Here is a 16,560-nt window from a genome sequence, read left to right as displayed (position 1 = left end):
TCCAATATGTAAAAAGTCCCTGCTCAGTCGAGACAGGGACACTTGTGATTTATTTAGGTTGTTGATACATGAGCTCTTTGATTAACGCTTTTTGCACATGCAGGCGATTTTCTGCTTGCTGGAATACTTTAGAGTGTGGTCCATCAATGATATCAGCCGTCACTTCTTCTCCGCGATGTGCCGGCAGACAATGAAGGAAGATATAATCTGCTGCTGCATGTTGCATGAGTTCCTCATTGACTTGATATTCTTTAAATTCTGCTAGACGTTTCTCTGTTTCAGCTTCCTGTCCCATGCTTGTAAATACGTCTGAATAAATGACATCTGCATCCTGAACAGCAGCTACTGGATCTGTTGTGACGATGACTTCTGCGCCTGATTGTTTTGCAAACGCCCGAGCAGTGTCTGTCACCTCTTGAAGAGGTTCATAGCCTTTTGGTGATGCAACGGCAATGTCACAGCCTAACTGCGCGCAGCCGACCATTAAGGAATGAGCCACATTATTCCCATCACCGATGTACGCCACTTTCACACCTTTTAGTGTGCCTTTTGCTTCTTTAATCGTCAGTAAATCAGCCAGTGCCTGACATGGATGAGAGTAGTCTGTTAGTCCGTTGATCACTGGAATAGAGGCGTATTTTGCAAGTTCTTCTACCTTCTCATGTTCAAAGGTTCGAATCATAATGCCATCTACATACCCAGAGAGCACCTGCGCTGTATCACCAATCGTTTCTCCTCTGCCAATTTGCAGATCATTTGAGCTGAGGAAGAGCGCATGTCCGCCTAGCTGCGTCATGCCCGCTTCAAACGAGACACGGGTTCTAGTTGAAGATTTTTCAAAGATCATCGCTAATGTTTTTCCTTTGAATAAATCTTGATATGGATGTTGTTTCATTTCTTCTGCTTTTTCAATTAAGTACGCAATGTCATTGATCGAAAAGTCTTTTAACGATAAAAAGTCTTTTCCGTATAATGCCGGTTGCACGTCGACTTGGCTCATGCCGTCACTTCCTTTTTATATAATTCGTGGAGAGATACTGGTGATACATCTCCATCTTTTCCTTGCAGGAACGCTTGCGCCGTTTCATATTCGGTTAGAACTTGAACACCATGTGTGAGTGCTTTTACACGCTGTTCTTTTGCCTCTTCATCATCACCTAAATGAATGTGAAGCGATTTATCGTCTTGTTGCAGCCACGATTCAAAGCTGCCAGTCCAGACGTCAAAGCCTGCTCGTTTTGCTTCATCTACGAATAATTCACTGCCTTGTATAAAGAGGCTTCCTTTCTGTTTCCAGATCGGTGCAAACACTTTTTTCAAGGCGCTTTCGACGTTCTTTCCTACACACATTCCTTCACCCGTCGCCTTCATTTCAGGTGTGAGCTTTAAATCGATATCTTGAATGGCATGTGAGGAGAAGACCGGGAATTTAACAGCTGTGCCCCCCTTATTCTTCGTTGCCGGTTTCAATTCTTCAAGCGTTGCACCAGCTAACAGCTGAGTCGCCATTGGGATCATGTCTACACCCATGACTTTACTTACAACTGGAACAGTCCGGCTTGCCCGAGGATTCACCTCTAATACGAGCGCCTGGTTCCCTTTTATCACAAATTGAATATTCATAATGCCTTTAAAAGCTAATTTCTTTGCGATTTGTTCAGAAGCGTTATACACCTGTTGTTTGATGTCTTCACTAATAGAGACACTTGGTAAGATGGCAAAGCTGTCACCTGAGTGTACGCCCGCTTTTTCAATATGCTCAACAATGGTTGGAATGAATGTCGTTTGTCCGTCTGAAATGAGATCCACTTCCACTTCTTTTCCAGTGACATACTCATCAATTAAGATCGGATAAGGTAAATGATCTGGCTGATCAAGTAGTTCTCCCAATTGAGCTTCTGTATGAACAACGATCATGCCCATTCCACCAATGACATATGATGGACGAATAAGAACAGGGTACCCGATGCTTGCAGCATGCCCCAGTGCTTCTTCTTTTGAATGAGCTGTATCTCCTTTTGCATGAGGAAGATTCAGTTCATCAAGAAGCTGATAGAATAAATCGCGATCTTCTAATGCATCTAGTGTGTCAAAGGACGTGCCTAACAAGGTAACGCCGGCTTTTTCTAAACCTTCCGCCACATTGATTGCTGTCTGCCCGCCAAATTGAACGATGACAAAATCAATTTGCTCCGCTTCAACTACGTTTAAAATATGTTCTAACGTGATCGGCTCAAAGTATAAACGATCTGCAATCTCATAATCGGTACTAACCGTTTCTGGATTATTGTTCATCATGATGGTTTCAAATCCAAGCTTTTGTAAAGTAAGAACGCCATGAACGGCACTATAATCAAACTCGACCCCTTGCCCAATTCGAATCGGACCAGATCCAATGATGAGTGCACGCTGCTTTGTTTTCTCTTGATGCTCTCCATCACTTTTGCCAAAGTACGTAGAATAGAAGTAATTCGTTTTTGCATCGAATTCAGCCGCACATGTATCGACAATTTTAAATGAAGCGGCAATGCCATACTCTTGACGAAGCTGTCTGATATCTTGTTCACTGCGATCCGTCAGAGAAGCGATTGTTTCATCAAGGAAGCCTTTTTCTTTCACCTTTCTTAAGGTGTCTTTGGATAGCGTCCCCTGATGATTCTTCAATTCTTGTTCGAGTGTGATCATATTCTTGAAGACATGTAAGAAAAACAGATCAATCTTCGTCGTTTCATGAATCGTTTCAACGGTTTCTTGTCTGGAAAGAAGCTCCATGACAGCGAAGAAACGGCGATCGTCCGGTGTTTTGATTAATTCAAATAACTGTTCAGTCGAATGTTCTTTCAGTTCAGGCAAGTGGAAGCCCTTTGTTTTGATTTCAAGTGATACGACTGCTTTTTGAATGGCAGATTCTAAATTACGGTCAATCGCCATGACTTCACCAGTCGCCTTCATTTTTGTGCCTAATTTCCGGTCTGCCTGTTTAAATTTATCGAACGGCCAGCGCGGGAATTTCACCACGACATAATCGAGTGCCGGCTCAAAGCTAGCATACGTTGTTCCTGTAAGCGGGTTTTTCAATTCATCTAGTGTATAACCGACCGCAAGTTTTGCCGCCATTTTGGCAATCGGATAGCCTGTTGCTTTCGATGCAAGAGCAGAAGACCGGCTGACCCGAGGGTTGACCTCAATGACAAAATATTCTTTGCTAAGTGGATCAAGAGCGAACTGGATATTACAGCCGCCAACGACATCAAGCGCTGAAATGATTTTCAAGCTCGCTGAACGGAGCATTTGATAATCCTGATCCGTTAATGTCTGTGACGGTGCAACGACAATCGAGTCGCCTGTATGCACACCAACTGGATCGATATTTTCCATGTTACATACAGTGATACACGTATTTTGACGATCTCTCATGACCTCATACTCGACTTCTTTAAAGCCAGCAATGCTTTTTTCAACTAAGCACTGATGAATCGGACTCGCTAGAAGAGCACCTTCAATCAGCGGTTTAAAAGCCTCTTCAGTTAAAGCGATGCCTCCCCCTTTACCACCAAGTGTGTAGGCTGGTCGAAGAATGACAGGAAAGCCCACTTCTTTTGCAAATTGAAGGGCGTCTTTCGCATTATCCACAATTTCACTTTCTGGTACAGGTTCATTCAAATGCTTCATGAGAGCACGGAATTTCTCACGATCTTCACCGTTTTCAATTGTTTCAACTGACGTTCCGAGCAGTTTTACCCCATGCTTTTTCAGCACACCGGCTTTTTCCAGCTCGACAGCAAGGTTTAAAGCCGTCTGTCCGCCAAGATTGGCTAAAAGACCATCTGGTTTCTCTTTTTCAATGATTCTTGTCACTGAATCAACTGAAAGCGGTTCAAAATAAATTTCATCAGCAAATGACTCGTCTGTCATAATGGTTGCTGGGTTGTTATTCACTAAGATGACGTTGTAGCCTTCTTCTTTTAAGGCCATACAACCTTGTGTTCCTGAGTAATCAAATTCTGCTGCCTGACCAATGATGATTGGACCGGACCCGATGACTAGAATGGTTTGTATGCTTTGATCTTTAGGCATGTGCGACTTCTCTCCTTGCTTGTTTCACTTTCTCAATAAAATCATCGAATACCCATTCACTTTCTGCAGGGCCTGGATGTGCTTCTGGATGAAATTGAACGGACATAATCAGCTTCTCTTTATGAATGAATCCTTCAACAGATCCGTCATTCACGTGGAGGAATTTGACGTCCACTTCTTTGTCATTCATGCTTTTTTCATTGACCACATAGCTATGATTTTGGCTTGTCATAAAGACACGTTTTGATTCTGTATCTTGTACAGGATGATTCGCTCCGCGGTGGCCAAAAGGAAGCTTATACGTATCCCCGCCAAGCGCAAGAGCAATTAATTGATGACCTAAGCAAATGCCTAGTGTCGGGAAGGTCATCATGATGTCATGAATGGTTTTTAAATATGGCTTCATTGTTTTTGGATCTCCAGGTCCATTTGACAAAAGGATCGCATCTGGCTTGATATCAAATACCTTTTCCATTTGTTTGTACGGAATCACTGTGACTTTACAGCCGCGCGCTTCGAGTGAGTCCGCAATTGATTTTTTAAAGCCAAAATCAATGAGCGCTACATGATCCTCGCCGCTGCCTTGTGTGTATACTTCATCTTCTGTGACCTGCTCAACCACATTGTCTTGCTTCATTGCAGGTGGCGTTTCATTTTCGTCTAAACTAAGCACTGCATTCATCGTTCCATTTGCTCGAATGTTCTGCACGACTGCACGAGTATCTGTATGTGTAAGAAGCGGAATGTTCCACTTCTGTAAATAATCTTTTAAGCTTACGGCTGCAAGGTGATGAGAAAAATGGTCAGCTGCCTCATAGACAACGACCGCTTTCACTTGTGGTTTTTTGCTCTCAAAGTCTTCATGATTGATGCCGTAATTTCCGATGAGCGGATATGTGAAGACAATGATTTGTCCTTTATAAGAAGGATCTGTGAGCACCTCTTGATAACCTGTCATCCCTGTAAAAAAGACCACTTCACCTGTCATGCCAGCTTCTCCTGTCAGATCTCCTTCAAAAGAGGCTCCATCTTCTAAATTTAAATAACCTTTCATGCTTGTGTCACCCCATATTGAATAATTAATAATATAAATGCATGTTTATGCGTTCTGGTGTAAAAAAATTTAGACCGTTACTGCTTCATTTGCTAACACTTGAATGATTGCTTCAATGGCTTGATCCAATTCAACTTTTTTGACATTCAGCGGAGGTAATAAACGAATGACATTCGGACCAGCTGGAAGCACAAGCATACCTTGCTCTCGAAGGGCTGTGATGTAATCACCTACTGGCTGATGACACTCAATTCCTGCCATTAATCCTTTGCCCCGTACTTCTTTCACGATGTTCAGCTGTTTGACTTCTTGCAGTCTCTTTAAAAGGTACGCACCCTTTTCTTTCACTTCTGAAAGAAAGTCTTCTTTAAATATTACATCAAGAGTTGCGTTCACAGCTGACATAGCGAGCATATTGCCACCAAATGTTGTGCCATGAGAGCCTGGAGAAAATGCATCCCCTAAAGCTTTTTTCCCTATCACTGCACCGACTGGAAATCCATTTCCTAAACCTTTTGCGGCTGAAATAATATCAGGATCAAGTCCCGATTGCTCATAGGCAAATGCTGTCCCTGTTCGCCCAATACCTGTTTGGATTTCATCTACAATTAGCAGTGCTTGATGTTTTTTGCAAAACGTTTGAACGGCTTCTAGAAATTCAGCTGTAGCTGGATTCACTCCACCTTCACCTTGCACCACTTCCAGCATGACCGCTGCGACATCATCGATTTCACGCGCTGTGATCGCTTCAGGGTCATTAAACGGTACATAATGAAAGCCTTCCAGCATCGGTCCAAAACCAGTTTTGATTTTATCTTGACCTGTGGCAGCCATACCAGCATACGTGCGCCCATGGAAAGAGTGCAAAAACGTCACAATATTTGTTTTACCTGTTGCTTTTCGGGCCAATTTGATAGCCCCTTCATTCGCTTCAGCCCCGCTGTTGCAGAAAAATACGAGATCTCCTGAACTGTTGGCTGCCAGCTTTTCCGCTGCTTTTTCTTGCAGTCCATTTTCAAATAGATTTGATACGTGCCAGACCTCATCAAGCTGCTTCTTGATGGCTTGATTGACCTTTGGATGATTGTGACCTAAATTCGTGACCGCAATGCCTTGTATAAAGTCTAAATATTTTTTCCCAGTTGTATCAACTGCCCAAGAACCTTCTGCCTCTTTAATTTCAACATTCCACCGTCCGTACGTTTGAAAGAGATGACTCACAGGACCGCCTCCTTTTGTTTTACAATTCGAGTTCCTTTAAAGGTATCTCCTGTAAAAATACTGCCTTTTCCATTCACAATCATGACTTCATCCACATCTCCTGATAAAGCACTTAGCGCAGATTGCACTTTTGGAATCATTCCCCCGGAAATAATACCTTCATCGATGAGCTTGAGAGCTTCTTGTTCGGTGACAACGTCTAACAGCTCACCATTTTTTAAAATTCCTTCCACATCTGTGACAAACATGAGCTTATTAGCTTTCATAGCTCCTGCGACTGCTGATGCTGCAAGATCAGCATTTACATTTAACGTTTGGCATTCTTCGGTCATAGATAGCGGCGCAATGACGGGAATGAATTGTTTCTCCATTAGTGCTTCTGCCATCTCTGGATTGACTTCTTTGATTTCGCCAACGTACCCATATACATCTTGATCGAGAAAATCGGCGACAAGCATCTGTCCATCTTTACCAGATACACCGACAGATGATATATCATGCTTTGCCAACTCTGAAACAAAGTATTTATTCACCGTTCCTGAAAGGACCATTTCGGCTACCTCTAACACCGGCTTTGTTGTTTTGCGCTGTCCATCTACAAATTCCGTTTTCACTTCTAATTTTTGCAGCATGCTCGTGATTTCAGGACCCCCGCCATGTACGATAGCCAGTTTAAACCCAGCAGCTTGAAGTGAGCGGACATTTTCATAAAAGGTATCGGAAAGTTCTCGAATGACACTGCCTCCACACTTGAACACGATCGTTTTATCCATGTCTATCTCCTTCATTATGTGCGATAGCTCGCGTTAATTTTCACATAATCATAGGTAAGGTCACAGCCCCATGCTGCCGCTTCACCATTTCCTTCATTCATTTGAATGAAAATCGTAATCTCATCCTGCTCTAGATACGCTTTTGCTTCCTCTTCTGAGAAAGACTGAGGTTCATTATGTTTAAACAGACATTGCCCGCCTAAGTAAACTTCAACCTCTTCTGGCGTGACAGAAGCTGCGCTATGACCGATTGCTCCGATAATCCGTCCCCAGTTGGCGTCCGTACCGTATACGGCTGTTTTCACAAGACTTGAACCTACGATTTTTTTTGCAATAATTCCCGCTTCTAAGTTGTTTTTAGCACCAACAACTTTCGCTTCGATTAATTTGGTTGCGCCTTCTCCGTCTCTTGCAATCTCTTTTGCTAGATCTTCACAGGCTAGTTTTAATCCTTCTTTAAACAATGGCCATTCTGGATGTTCTTCATTCAGTGCCTGGTTTTCTGCCATTCCATTTGCCATCACAAGCACCATATCGTTAGTTGATGTTTCTCCATCGACGGTAATTTGATTAAACGTCACATCTGTAATGTCACGAAGAGCATTTTGCAAAGCTTCTTGTTCGACATTTGCATCGGTTGTGACAAACCCGAGCATTGTTGCCATGTTCGGATGAATCATACCAGAGCCTTTTGCTGCACCAGAAATGAGAATCTCTTTCCCGTCTATCGTCAAGGAGTATGTCGTATTTTTAATGACTGTATCTGTTGTTAAAATCGCTTCTTCAAAGTGGCCATTTCCTGCTTTTGCTTCTTTTAGCTGAGCAATGCCTGTTTTGATTTTATCCATATCCAGACACTCTCCAATGACACCAGTAGAAGAAACGGCAATGTAATCAGGCTCTGTGCCTAACATGTCTGCACAGGCTGCCTGCATGTCGTATGCATCTTTTAATCCCTGTTCACCTGTGCATGCGTTGGCGATGGCACTATTGACAATGACACCTTTTAGTTTGCCCGTCTTTTTTAAGCTTTTTTGTGTGACTTGAAGAGGCGCAGCTTGAAAGTGACTTTGAGTGTATACCGCTGCACTCGCTGCTGGTACTTCACTGATGATCAAGCCAAGGTCTTTTTTTGAATAGCGTAATCCTATATGAATCCCCTTTGCTTCAAAACCTTTTGGTGATGATACGTCCCCGTCTATTTTGACAATACTTTTTTCATTCAATTCGATCATGTTTGTTGTCTCCCCTGTTCTTATGGATAGAGAGGTGTCATTGTGAGGCCCGCCTCTTCATGTAAGCCTTTGATGATGTTGAAGTTTTGAACCGCTTGGCCGGCTGCGCCTTTCATGAGATTATCTATGACAGATACAATCGTCAGTCTGCCTGTTCGCTCATCTAAATGAAAACCAATGTCACAGAAGTTACTGCCATATACTTCTTTTGTTTGCGGATATATCCCATGATCTCTCACTCTTACAAAATAGGAATCTTCATAAAAGTCCTTCATCCGTTTCATTAATTCTTCTTTTGTGACATCTGATTTCAATTGTGTATACATCGTCGCCATAATCCCTCTTGTCATCGGGACAAGGTGTGTTGAAAATGTGATGTTCGCCGTTTGCGGGTTCCATTCTCTAAGTATTTGTTCTATTTCAGGTGTGTGCTGATGTTCATTCACCTTATAAATTTTAAAGTTATCGTTCAGCTCTGAAAAATGTGTGCCAAGTGAGGCTGATCGTCCTGCACCGGACACCCCGGTTTTTGCATCTATTATGATCATAGATTCATCGATTAAATTCTGTTTCATCAGCGGTGCTAAACCTAGAAGAACTGCAGTAGGAAAGCAGCCGGGGTTTGCAATGACTTCCGCTTGCTTAATGGTTTCACGATTCAATTCAGATAATCCGTATACAGCTTGTTGAACCGATGCTTCATCCGCTGCCCTTCGTTTATACCACGCTTCATAAACAGTTCCATCTTGAATGCGCAAGTCACCTGATAAATCAATAATTGGCACCCCTTGATTCATGAGCTTCGGTGTGAGTTCACTTGAAACGCCTGCTGGTGTCGCTAAAAACACAGCATCTGTTTCTTGCACAATGGCCGCCGGATCAATGGCTTTTAATGTTTGGTCAGTAATCGTTGTCAGATGCGGATAAGATTGACTGTATAATTGCCCATCACCACTTGATGAATACAATATACATTCCTCCACATGTGGATGCTGCTTAAAGATACGAACTAATTCCGCACCACCGTACCCTGTAGCACCTATAATACCTATTTTCAACGTCAATACACCCTCTTGATCTTTGTGAAATTATTTAACATTATAACATGTATAAAAATTAATTCAATTGTATATTTAATATTTGTTTTCATTTTTTTTCATAAAAAAATCCACATATCTTCGTGAGACATGCGGATTTTATCTATTGTTCTTCATATTGAGGACCAGAAGCGCACTGCATAAATATAATAGGGAACTTGCATAAAAAATCAAATGAATGGTGAAGAAATCAGCAAACAGGCCGCCAAGCATAATGGCGATGGATGAAAAAAGCGCTGTCCAAAAATGATAGTGCCCAACTTCTTTCATACGCTTTTTCTCATTTGTGAGTTCGGTGACGAGTAGTTTCTCTCCGTGCTTCTGAACACCACCTAGCACACCTAAGGCAAGCTGAATCATATAAACTTGCTCTACTTCTGTGATATGTGGAAAAAGTAGAAGAAGAAACGCCATACCAAACGAATGAATGATTAAAAAGAGACGCCTGTCGGTCGTTTCAGGAAGTTTTCCTAATAATAAATGAATGAACGCACCGCTCAAACCAAACAGACCATAAGCAAGACCAAATTGAGAATAGCTCGACCCAACATTTTTAATAAAAAGAATATAAAAAGGGAAAATGAGACTACTGGCGAAAAACAGTAGACTTTGTGAATAGACGAACCATTTCATTGCTTTAGCATTCATTGTGTATTGTACCTTTCATAAAAGTAGTTGATAAATCTGCCATCTGGATCTGCTTGCTTTTTCTTTTGAAAGAATAGATCGATTTTTGGATACGCTTGTTTCATTTGTGCTTTCGTTTGATACGGCATGTATGGTAAGTAATAGCTTCCATGGTGCCGCAAGGTGATATCTGTCATTTGCCGGATGACCCGCTCTGCTTCTGCCTTCTCTTCTTTCTCAAAACCATAATTCACTAACAAAACAAGTGCAAACATATCTTCTTTCGCATATGAGAGATCCGCTTTTTCATTTTTTTGTACGTAGCGGATTGTGATGTTCATTAAATTCAATTCTTCCTGTTGTAAAAAGCTTCTCATGTCATCGATATACGCACGAAAACGATCAACCGGAACAAAGTATTCTTGAAGCACATCGGTATCTGACTCATTTTCATATTCTAAAAAAGCAGAATCAGACCGCATCACGTTATTTCTTGTGATCAGCTGGTCATTTTGACTTTGAAAATACTTCTTTTGCAAGTTCCATAGCAAATCTTTCCCCATATCAAATCTTCTCGAAAGGCCGAGCATAAATTTTAAAGGAATGACGAGCTGATCTTCTTTGAGCTCGCGGTATGGATCGATCTGTTGATCAGAAGTAAGCGAATAATTCGTCACATACATCTCTTTCAAAAAATTTGTTTTCGCTGTAGAGATTCTTGCGAGATGCATGCGCACTTCTTTATTGTTCTTTACATGCTTTTGAAAATAATCAGTGTATTCATCGAAGTGTAGAGAGGTTGTCTCCATTTTATATAATTCATCCTTTGTTAAGGACAGCTCAACATCTAAAATGACACCGAATAAGCCGTATCCTCCAATCACGGCAGTAAATAAATAATCGCTAGGCTTTACTGTGATGATCTCTCCATCTGCTTTTAACAGTGTGAAAGAGCGCACAGTGTCAATGAGTGAGCCGTAGCGAATATCACGTCCATGTGCATTTGCACTTAACGAGCCACCAATCGTAAAGATGTTTTGAGATTGCATCACCTTTACTGCAAGACCATATGGGTTCACATATTTTTGAATATCATCCCATGTGGCGCCGCTCTGGACCCGAATGGTCTTCTTTTTTTCATTAAATGATACGATTCGGCGAAATTTCGTCATGTCTAGTACAATGCCATTTTCATAATACGTGTGGCCGCCCATACTATGCTGCTTTCCGGCGATTGAAATGGGCAGATTCTTCTCTTTTGCTTCTTCTAATACTTCTTTTAAAGATTCTATTTCTTTTCCTTGCACGACTTTTTTTATTTTGACCGGCATGAGGTGACTCACATCTGTAAACGCCTCAAGTCCTTGTCTTTTGTGTGCTTGACCTTCACGTATAGAGACTGATGCAAAAAAGGCAGCGCCATATCCCATCAAAAGAACGATCCATATCCACTTTCGTTTCATTATAGGTACTCCGTTCTATAAAATTACATCCATTATATCAAGCCATACTCCTCCTCTACCTTAATTTTTCATAAAAAAACCTGGTACGAGTTCAACTCATACCAGGCATTTTTCGTATTTACTTATTGAATACCAAGCGCAATTTTAGCGTATCTTGACATTTTGTCACGTGTCCAAGGTGGATTCCAGACGATGTGAACTTCAGTTTCCTTCACTTCAGGCAAGTCACTTAATGCTTTTTTGACTTCATCGACGATAACTGGTGCAAGGGGACACCCCATTGATGTTAAAGTCATCGTGATATCCGCTTTTCCATTCTCATCAAGATCGACATCATAGACAAGTCCAAGGTTGACGATGTCTACGTTTAACTCAGGGTCAATCACCTGTTCTAGGGCGCCTAAAATATTTTCTTTCAATGCTTCATCCATGATATCCACTCCTTTTTCAACTAGTATAACGTACTTTTCCTTTTGGCTAAACGTTTGTGCTTTTCAGGTGTGTCACAAACCAGTCAATGGTTTCAAACATTGCTTGTCTTGAGACCTTATGGCCAGCCTGTCCATCTGTGATAAAACGAATCAGGTGCGGATCTTCTTTATATTGGGTTTCTGCTAACTCGTCATAAAGAGCTTTTGCATGTCTGTAAGGGACAACTGGATCGTTTTCTGCATGCCAGAATAACAGCGGTCTTTTGTTTAATCGATCTGTTTGCAGCGTTAAATCATAAGGGCGCAGCGCGTCTAATTGCTGATGAACCTCTTCATCTGTAATCTCTTTCATCAACCCTTTGTGCCGCATGTCCATAATTTGTGCTTGTAGGAATGTCGTATATTTCGGACTGCCCATCAAGCTGACTGCCGCTTTAATCCAATCATGTTTTGCGAGTGCACCAAAGGTCGTGATGCCTCCCATGGAAGTACCTGCAACACCTATTAGGTCGGCTTCAATCAATTGTTTTTCTTGAAAATGTGTCTTAAGTATATCGATTTCACGGATTTCGTTCAGGACGATTTCCCAAAACTTTGATGCCAGTTCCTCTAAGCTGAGGTTTTCTGATCTTACACCATGATAAGCACAGTCAGGCAAAATGACTCTCATGCCTTTTTCCGCCAAATGAAAGGCGAAGTGTAAGTTGTGCTCGCGTGCACTTGTAAATCCATGTATAAAAAATACAAGTGGCAGTGGTTTATCTTTATTTTCAGCTTTTACGATATGTAAAAATGGAATATCGTGCGTCATTTGCTCATCAATGGTGATCACAGCCTATGAATCCTCCTTTATCATTCCCGTCTTTGTTTATTTTAACATGTAGACAACGAAGATGTGATAAAGATACACTATAGGTGGAGGCACCCGCACCAGATGCCTCCTATTACTTACAGATCAAAGGAGATTTTATGGAGACTAAACCTTATCTAATCGCACTTGACCTGGATGGCACGTTATTAAAAGACGATAAAACGATTTCTGCACACACACTTGATGTCATTCAAAAAGTGAAAGACAGCGGGCATCATGTCTGTATTTCAACTGGCCGGCCATTTCGTTCCAGCTCTCCTTATTATCAGCAAATGCAGCTCGATTCACCGATTGTGAACTTTAATGGAGCGTTTGTCCATCATCCTCTTGATGAAAAATGGGGCAGATTTCACACATCACTTGATCTTCAAGTCGTGAAACAGCTTGTGGATATTAGTGAGGAATATAAAGTGCACAATGTGTTAGCTGAAGTGCTAGACGATTTGTATTTCCATTATCATGATGAAAAGCTCATTGATATATTTAATATGAATGCAAACAAAGTGACCGTTGGAGACCTTCGGAACAATCTTGGAGAGAATGTCACAAGCGTCTTAATTCACGCAAAAGAAGAAGACGTCGGAGCGATTCGGAGCTATTTGACAGATGTTCATGCAGAAGTGATTGACCACAGACGCTGGGCTGCTCCGTGGCATGTCATTGAAATCATTAAAACAGGTATGAACAAAGCCGTTGGACTGCAAAAGATCAGTGATTATTACGGTGTGCCTCAGGAGCGGATTGTGGCATTCGGAGATGAAGACAATGATTTAGAGATGCTTGAATTTGCTGGATGCGGGGTTGCCATGGGCAACGGGATTGATGCAGTGAAACGCGTCTCTAATGAAGTGACAGATACGAATGAACAAGATGGGATTGCAAAATTCCTAACGAATTACTTCTCGCTTTAATTTTTCCATTCATACATAGCAGGTCGAAGCGGGCATACTACCGTTAGACAGGTTGTCCTGTCAGCTTGTGTAAAGGGGCGGATTCCGAATGGGTAAAAGAAGCAAATCGAAACGCTTTATACAACAAGGTAAAGATTCAGTCAGTCTACATGACGCACGTTTTCCGTATCGTTCCACACTTGAAGAAGCTGCGGAGGACAGGGGAAATATGAAGACTGATGCTTCTGGAGGTTCATTGTGAGAAACGAACTTTTTGATCAAGCCAAATCATTTACTGAAGAAGCCCTTACTTCTTCATTTCCATCTGGTTTAGAGCGTCAACAAGCAGTTCAGCGAGCTAAAAACGCCGTATCATCTGCATTTGCTAATTCGACAGATGCAGAAAGAAACCAGCTGCATACGTTCCAAGACCTGCTTGATGATCTTTAACGAAAAAAGCTGTCCGCTTTGTGGACAGCTTTTCTTATGCTTATTTCACTTGGAACGTTTTCTTCTCAGTGATTTGCTTTAGCCCTTCTGCTTTTCCTTTAAATGTGACGACCGCTTCATACGTTCCCGGCTCCACACCGTTTGACCACGTATCTTGGAAGTCATATGTTTCATCTGCTTTCAGCACAAAGGATTGGATGGCTTGTGTGAACATACGGTCTTTCGAGTAACGGTATTTTTCATTTCCGTCTTCATCGTACACACTCAATTCGAATTTTTGGCTTGTGTTAAACGTGAATTCAATATCTCGATCTGAGTCATTTTTTAGTGACATATGAAATTGAACCGAAGAACCTTTTTGGACGGGGTCTACTGTGAGTACAACGGTTTTTTCTCCCATTTGACCGGATACCTCCTTGTTTGGTTCATCCTTTTTTTGTTGTCCACAAGCTGTTAAAACCAATAGAACGAGAAAAAGCACTAACCCTTTTTTCATCTTCTACCCACCTTTTAATCTCGTCTGAAAAATCCAAGAATATTGGTTGTTTGAACAATATTTGTAAAGGCTTTTGGATCGACTTCCTTTATAATTTGTTCAAGTTCATACAGCTCATACCTTGTAATGACAATGACCATCATTTCTTTTTGTTCATTGGTAAATGCCCCTTTTGCCGGAACAGTCGTAATCCCTCTGACCATTTTTCCATAAATGGCTTCTTTGATTTCATCTGCTTTCTTTGTCACAATCATGGCGGTCAGCTTTTCATGTCTCGTATGGATGGCATCAATTACCCTAGTCGTCACATATAATGTGACAAGGGTATATAAAGCTTTCTCCCAACCTTGTAACAATCCTGCTGTAAAAATGATAATTCCGTTTAAAATGAAGAAATACGTGCCCACTGGTTTGTCTTTCCATTTCGCTAAAATCATCGCAATAATGTCAAGGCCGCCTGTAGATGCCCCATATTTCAGTGTAATCCCAATGCCAAGTGCAGAAATGACTCCGCCAAATACAGCATTTAATAAAATATCTTCAGAAACACTTGTCTCTGGTAAAATGCCGAGGAAAATCGTTGTCAGCGCCACACTAATAATGCTATACAAAGTAAAGGAACGACCAACCTTCATCCAGCCTAAAATGCCGACCGGAATGTTTAAAATAAATAATAGGATCCCTGTTGATAAATAAAACGGTGCATATTGATCGATTAAACTAGATAACAGCTGGGCAACCCCAGTAAAACCACTTGCATATACGTCAGCAGGGATTAAAAATAAATTCAGCCCAATCGCATTAAGTAAGGCACCAATGACGACGACGATGAATTTTTTTGCTTCTCCAATGAACATGTTGTCATTCCTCCACTTACCATTCTCTCTATGGTTTTCCCTAAAATTTAGAATTTGAACACGAAAAAATGATTTTCTATGATATAGTTAGGCTAAAAAGATGTAAAATATGGTTGATTTTTTAGAAAGAAGGGATTTTGATGACTGTTCATATCATAGCAGACAGTGCTGCTGATCTGCCTCTTTCTTATTATGATGAACAAAACATGACACTCATTCCGCTGCGTGTGTTACTCGGCGAGCAGGAATTTGAGGATTTGATCACCATTGAACCAAAACAAGTATTTGATGCGATGAGACAAGGTGCAAGTCCAAAAACATCACAAGCTTCACCAAACCGGATCAAAGAAGCCTTTGTTTCTGCGGCCCAAACCCATACATCGGCTATTTATGTTGCCTTTTCATCAGAGCTTTCAGGTACATACCAAACCGCTGTGATGATGGCAAACGAAGTGAAGGAAGAATACCCTGATTTCGATTTGCGAATCATTGATTCTAAATGTGCTTCACTTGGTTATGGACTAGCTGTCAAACACGCTCAATCACTTGCCATTGACGGAAATACAATACAAGAAATTGAAACGTCTGTAAAGCATTTTTGTGAATCTTTACAACATATTTTTACTGTAGACGATTTATCGTATTTAGCAAGAGGCGGAAGAATCAGTAAAGCGTCCGCATTTGTTGGCGGATTGTTAAGTATTAAACCCATTTTACACGTTGAGGATGGAAAACTGATACCCCTTGAAAAAATTCGTGGCCGTAAAAAATTATTGAAACGCATTATCGAGCTGATGAAAGAACGCGGATCTGACTGGTCTAGTCAAACTGTTGGCATTAGTCATGGAGATGACCCTGCACTTGCAGAAGAAATGAGACAATTAATCGAAGCCGAATTTCACCCAAAAGAAATCGACATCCAGGTCATCGGAGCGGCTGTTGGGTCCCACTCAGGCCCTAGCACACTTGCCATCTTCTTTACAGGCAGCCCATCATAAAAAGCACCCTTCCCTGAAAC

The 16,560-nt window shown here is 41.4% G+C and carries 17 protein-coding genes; 4 read left to right on the top strand and 13 right to left on the bottom strand.

Annotated elements, in window-relative coordinates; genetic code table 11:
- Positions 1–49: 49 nt before the first annotated feature.
- The 11 genes from argF to NST73_RS05560 form a co-directional block, all read right to left on the bottom strand.
- The gene (gene argF / locus NST73_RS05610; RefSeq protein WP_024720054.1) at positions 50–1,000 is read right to left on the bottom strand and encodes an ornithine carbamoyltransferase; all 951 of its coding nucleotides are present in this window, start codon (positions 998–1,000) and stop codon (positions 50–52) included.
- Positions 997–4,077: a carbamoyl phosphate synthase large subunit gene (locus NST73_RS05605; RefSeq protein WP_342499444.1), complete on the bottom strand. Its 3,081-nt coding sequence runs from the start codon at positions 4,075–4,077 to the stop codon at positions 997–999. The genes argF and NST73_RS05605 overlap by 4 nt, the downstream gene beginning before the upstream one ends.
- Positions 4,070–5,131, bottom strand: a complete 1,062-nt coding sequence (locus NST73_RS05600; protein WP_017367005.1) for a carbamoyl phosphate synthase small subunit — start codon at positions 5,129–5,131, stop codon at positions 4,070–4,072. Before NST73_RS05600 ends, NST73_RS05605 begins: the two co-directional genes overlap by 8 nt.
- A gap of 69 nt (positions 5,132–5,200) precedes the next feature.
- A complete protein-coding gene (locus NST73_RS05595; RefSeq protein WP_342499443.1) occupies positions 5,201–6,352 on the bottom strand; it encodes an acetylornithine transaminase in 1,152 nt (383 codons plus the stop codon).
- A complete protein-coding gene (argB, locus tag NST73_RS05590; RefSeq protein ID WP_342499442.1) occupies positions 6,349–7,125 on the bottom strand; it encodes an acetylglutamate kinase in 777 nt (258 codons plus the stop codon). The genes NST73_RS05595 and argB overlap by 4 nt, the downstream gene beginning before the upstream one ends.
- 14 nt (positions 7,126–7,139) lie before the next feature.
- Entirely contained in the window at positions 7,140–8,360 is a 1,221-nt protein-coding gene (argJ, locus tag NST73_RS05585; RefSeq protein WP_039167371.1) for a bifunctional ornithine acetyltransferase/N-acetylglutamate synthase, read from the bottom strand.
- A 20-nt stretch (positions 8,361–8,380) separates the two neighbouring features.
- Positions 8,381–9,418, bottom strand: a complete 1,038-nt coding sequence (gene argC, locus NST73_RS05580) for an N-acetyl-gamma-glutamyl-phosphate reductase (protein WP_335352283.1) — start codon at positions 9,416–9,418, stop codon at positions 8,381–8,383.
- A 138-nt stretch (positions 9,419–9,556) separates the two neighbouring features.
- Complete coding sequence (locus tag NST73_RS05575; RefSeq protein ID WP_008348533.1) at positions 9,557–10,105, bottom strand: MFS transporter; 549 nt, start codon at positions 10,103–10,105, stop codon at positions 9,557–9,559.
- Entirely contained in the window at positions 10,102–11,547 is a 1,446-nt protein-coding gene (locus NST73_RS05570) for an FAD-binding oxidoreductase (RefSeq protein WP_342499441.1), read from the bottom strand. Before NST73_RS05570 ends, NST73_RS05575 begins: the two co-directional genes overlap by 4 nt.
- A 122-nt stretch (positions 11,548–11,669) precedes the next feature.
- Complete coding sequence (locus NST73_RS05565) at positions 11,670–11,978, bottom strand: metal-sulfur cluster assembly factor (protein ID WP_003211530.1); 309 nt, start codon at positions 11,976–11,978, stop codon at positions 11,670–11,672.
- Between the two features lie 46 nt (positions 11,979–12,024).
- The gene (locus tag NST73_RS05560) at positions 12,025–12,810 is read right to left on the bottom strand and encodes an alpha/beta fold hydrolase (protein ID WP_008348536.1); all 786 of its coding nucleotides are present in this window, start codon (positions 12,808–12,810) and stop codon (positions 12,025–12,027) included.
- 137 nt (positions 12,811–12,947) lie between these two features.
- On the opposite strand from NST73_RS05560, the gene NST73_RS05555 reads away from it, so the two are divergent.
- The 3 genes from NST73_RS05555 (at position 12,948) to NST73_RS05545 (ending at position 14,189) form a co-directional block, all read left to right on the top strand.
- Positions 12,948–13,760, top strand: coding sequence for a Cof-type HAD-IIB family hydrolase (locus NST73_RS05555; protein WP_342499440.1), 813 nt, complete (start codon positions 12,948–12,950; stop codon positions 13,758–13,760).
- 88 nt (positions 13,761–13,848) lie between these two features.
- Positions 13,849–14,001, top strand: coding sequence for a hypothetical protein (locus NST73_RS05550; protein ID WP_008348539.1), 153 nt, complete (start codon positions 13,849–13,851; stop codon positions 13,999–14,001).
- Positions 13,998–14,189, top strand: a complete 192-nt coding sequence (locus NST73_RS05545) for a DUF3813 domain-containing protein (RefSeq protein WP_008348541.1) — start codon at positions 13,998–14,000, stop codon at positions 14,187–14,189. The genes NST73_RS05550 and NST73_RS05545 overlap by 4 nt, the downstream gene beginning before the upstream one ends.
- Before the next feature lie 40 nt (positions 14,190–14,229).
- On the opposite strand, the gene NST73_RS05540 is transcribed toward NST73_RS05545, so the two are convergent.
- Positions 14,230–14,685 (bottom strand): BsuPI-related putative proteinase inhibitor, encoded by a 456-nt coding sequence (locus NST73_RS05540; RefSeq protein WP_342499439.1) that lies wholly within the window; start codon positions 14,683–14,685, stop codon positions 14,230–14,232.
- A gap of 14 nt (positions 14,686–14,699) precedes the next feature.
- Positions 14,700–15,542, bottom strand: coding sequence for a YitT family protein (locus tag NST73_RS05535; RefSeq protein WP_007499067.1), 843 nt, complete (start codon positions 15,540–15,542; stop codon positions 14,700–14,702).
- 140 nt (positions 15,543–15,682) lie between these two features.
- Between NST73_RS05535 and NST73_RS05530 the strand changes: the two genes are divergently transcribed.
- Positions 15,683–16,540, top strand: a complete 858-nt coding sequence (locus NST73_RS05530) for a DegV family protein (protein ID WP_008348544.1) — start codon at positions 15,683–15,685, stop codon at positions 16,538–16,540.
- Positions 16,541–16,560: the final 20 nt, after the last annotated feature.

Origin of the sequence: Bacillus sp. FSL W7-1034, assembly GCF_038593365.1 — a bacterium.
GTDB classification, from domain to species: Bacteria; Bacillota; Bacilli; order Bacillales; family Bacillaceae; genus Bacillus; species Bacillus altitudinis.
This window is presented reverse-complemented; position numbering and strand designations above follow the sequence as displayed.

What these genes read in the sequence shown, in the direction of transcription:
- NST73_RS05550 (WP_008348539.1), top strand. Translation starts at nt 13,849, where the DNA reads ATGGGTAAAAGAAGCAAATCGAAACGCTTTATACAACAAGGTAAAGAT.
- NST73_RS05600 (WP_017367005.1), bottom strand. Translation starts at nt 5,131, where the DNA reads ATGAAAGGTTATTTAAATTTAGAAGATGGAGCCTCTTTTGAAGGAGAT.
- argF (WP_024720054.1), bottom strand. Translation starts at nt 1,000, where the DNA reads ATGAGCCAAGTCGACGTGCAACCGGCATTATACGGAAAAGACTTTTTA.
- NST73_RS05530 (WP_008348544.1), top strand. Translation starts at nt 15,683, where the DNA reads ATGACTGTTCATATCATAGCAGACAGTGCTGCTGATCTGCCTCTTTCT.
- argJ (WP_039167371.1), bottom strand. Translation starts at nt 8,360, where the DNA reads ATGATCGAATTGAATGAAAAAAGTATTGTCAAAATAGACGGGGACGTA.
- NST73_RS05575 (WP_008348533.1), bottom strand. Translation starts at nt 10,105, where the DNA reads ATGAATGCTAAAGCAATGAAATGGTTCGTCTATTCACAAAGTCTACTG.
- argB (WP_342499442.1), bottom strand. Translation starts at nt 7,125, where the DNA reads ATGGATAAAACGATCGTGTTCAAGTGTGGAGGCAGTGTCATTCGAGAA.
- NST73_RS05535 (WP_007499067.1), bottom strand. Translation starts at nt 15,542, where the DNA reads ATGTTCATTGGAGAAGCAAAAAAATTCATCGTCGTCGTCATTGGTGCC.
- NST73_RS05540 (WP_342499439.1), bottom strand. Translation starts at nt 14,685, where the DNA reads ATGAAAAAAGGGTTAGTGCTTTTTCTCGTTCTATTGGTTTTAACAGCT.
- NST73_RS05555 (WP_342499440.1), top strand. Translation starts at nt 12,948, where the DNA reads ATGGAGACTAAACCTTATCTAATCGCACTTGACCTGGATGGCACGTTA.
- NST73_RS05605 (WP_342499444.1), bottom strand. Translation starts at nt 4,077, where the DNA reads ATGCCTAAAGATCAAAGCATACAAACCATTCTAGTCATCGGGTCCGGT.
- NST73_RS05570 (WP_342499441.1), bottom strand. Translation starts at nt 11,547, where the DNA reads ATGAAACGAAAGTGGATATGGATCGTTCTTTTGATGGGATATGGCGCT.
- NST73_RS05565 (WP_003211530.1), bottom strand. Translation starts at nt 11,978, where the DNA reads ATGGATGAAGCATTGAAAGAAAATATTTTAGGCGCCCTAGAACAGGTG.